The sequence below is a fragment of the Microcoleus sp. B13-B6 genome, assembly GCF_036705405.1.
GTDB lineage: Bacteria > Cyanobacteriota > Cyanobacteriia > Cyanobacteriales > Microcoleaceae > Microcoleus.
In genome coordinates this window covers 1-2,399 of sequence record NZ_JAUBUJ010000229.1, presented here as the reverse complement: position 1 = coordinate 2,399, position 2,399 = coordinate 1, and the positions used below count along the sequence as shown (strand labels likewise).

At 42.3% G+C, this 2,399-nt stretch carries 1 protein-coding gene; it reads right to left on the bottom strand.

The annotated features are described in order from the left end of the window. Window positions 1–103 precede the first annotated feature (103 nt). On the bottom strand, window positions 104–1,792 hold the full coding sequence (gene ltrA / locus QUB35_RS38800) for a group II intron reverse transcriptase/maturase (protein WP_333148372.1): 1,689 nt from the start codon (window positions 1,790–1,792) through the stop codon (window positions 104–106). Window positions 1,793–2,399 lie beyond the last annotated feature (607 nt).

Sequence of the window (2,399 nt, the reverse complement as noted above, 5' to 3'; positions counted from 1 at the left end):
TCTTTGCAGCCCGATGAAGGGTGTCGGGTAAGGTTCAAGCGTCGCCACTCTCCCCTCCCCTAAGAACCGTGCATGAGACTTTCGCACTCACACGGCTCAAGCCTTACTTCAAGCTAGTTGACTTGGGTTTTGAATGTACCTGTTTGTGACACGGTGAGTGTAAGTGCTGAAGATTACTTATGTCGTTTAAGCCGCCTTTAGCAACAGGTACTATGTGATGGGTTTCGAGTTCCTCACCGTTGAGTAGTGGTTGACCACAGATTGGACATTTCCATTTTTGATTTTGTGCTATGAGATAGTTTTTGCTACCTTTTGCCCAGTAGGATTTGCCTAATTTTTGGTTTCTTTTGTCCCAATACTCTTTAAGTGTTTGGTCGTCGGGACTTGCTCCTCCATTAACCTTTACATGGCGTTCAATAGGTGTTGATGCTATAGAATAAAGGCAGTAGTTAAACTTCTGGTCTTTATTTTCACGTTCGCCTAATTCACAGGCGAATACCCATTTATTACCATTTATAGTTTTGAAGTATTTGTCTTTAACCCAATTTGTGCCTTTGTTGGGGTGTCTACGTTTTGCCCAACGCCAAAGGTATTGCCATACCCTGTGAGAGATATAGTTGAAGGTTACTTTGCTAACTCCTCCTTTGTAGTAGTTAGCAAAACCTCGGAGAATTGGATTTAGTTTGCTGATTACATCTTCCTGTTTTGAGCCATTTAAAGCTTTTATCTCATCCCCTATCCGTTTACAAAAATCTAGGACTTTCTTCCTGGAGGGTTTGGTTAATAGCTTGTCATTATAATGACGGTGGTTAAAACCTAAGAAATCAAAGCCTTTTTCCATTGACGTTATTAATGTCTTCTCCGCGCTTAGTTCAAGCCCTCTTTCTAACAACCATTGCTGAATCTGGATTTGAACATTTTCAAGACTTTCTTTATCTCTAGCTGTGACGATGAAGTCATCAGCATATCTGATTACCCCAAATTGTACAGTTTGAGTTCCCTTTCTCTTCGCATAATGAGGAAGTATGGACTTGATCATTTGCTCTAATCCGTGGAGTCCAATATTGGCTAATAAGGGTGAGATAACACCACCTTGTGGAGTTCCTGTTTCCGTTGGATTGTATTTACCATTGGAAACAAATCCAGCTTTTAACCATCCTTTAATTAGTTCTCTCTTAGGAAAGTTACTAATCATGGATAGGATAGATTCATGGGCAATATTATCGAAGAATCCTCGAATGTCGGCTTCTAGAACCCAAGTGTCTTTACCACCTTTCAACCTGATAAAGTTTTGGGCGATAGCATCTTGACAACTTCTGCCAGGTCTAAATCCATAGGAATTGGGTTCAAACACGGATTCCCATTCGGGTTCTAGTGAATTCTTAATTATTGCTTGTTCGATTCTGTCGCGCACGGTTGGGATTCCGAGCGGTCGTTTCTTTCCATTGGGCTTTGGTATCTCCACCCGTCTGGTTGGCTTGAGGTTTCCCCCCTTCCAATTATTTACCAGGTTCACTCGTTGCGCTGGGGTGTTGATAATCTCATTATCAATTCCTGCCGTTGCTTTACCTTTGTTGGTCTGAGTGATACGTCGAACAGATAGTAATAAGTTTGCGTAGCTTCGTTGCATTAACTTCTGAAGATTCCGAAGAGTCCTGAAGTTACCAAGTTTTCTAGCACGAAAAATTCTTTGTCGTAGATTCTTAACAAGCTTGTGGGCTTTACGCCATTGAATGTGGCTCCAGTCCTCTAGTTGTCTCCTTGTTCCGTTTGTTGATATTGCTATCACCATCTAACTTGTCCTCGGATTAAGTTTCGATAACATTTAGTTTTTCGTATAAGACCCAGATAAAGTCGGCTTTCCTTTCGGTCAGAGGCAAATTTGGAACCCCTATCTAACTCATTACAAGTTAGCATTTGCTTTTTCATCCATCCTCTACCCTCCAGAGAATTCAGTCGTTGTTACCTCGGACTTACTAGAAGTATTCGACCACTTCTAGACTCTGTAGGGTTTACCCTGTTGTGCCGTTTAGTTGTCTGTTATTCCTTAGATGCTGTCTATTCTGCGATAGGGATTTTATTCACACGATTTGGCGATTGCACAACGCCGAATCTACCTATTTACCTTTTGGTCGGAGCCTATCAGCCTTATTTGGCTCCTTGGAAAATAACGCAGTTTAATCAACAGTTCACTGATGTTCATCATAGAATAACTCCCTCTTGCTCTATAACCAACTTAGGCTGTCAGTTACGGCTACTTTCGGGGTCTGCATTCCGCTTGTTTCGTTGCCTACTTGAGCGTGACCGGACTCATTATTGAGCCTTTTCCGTGAGGGTAAGGGGTGTGAAACCCTTAGAGGAGTGGGCTCCTCGGACTAAACGACCAGTTCAGGTCGCGC

Excerpts from the sequence above, each read along its gene's own strand:
- ltrA (WP_333148372.1), bottom strand. The coding sequence starts at position 1,792 with ATGGTGATAGCAATATCAACAAACGGAACAAGGAGACAACTAGAGGAC.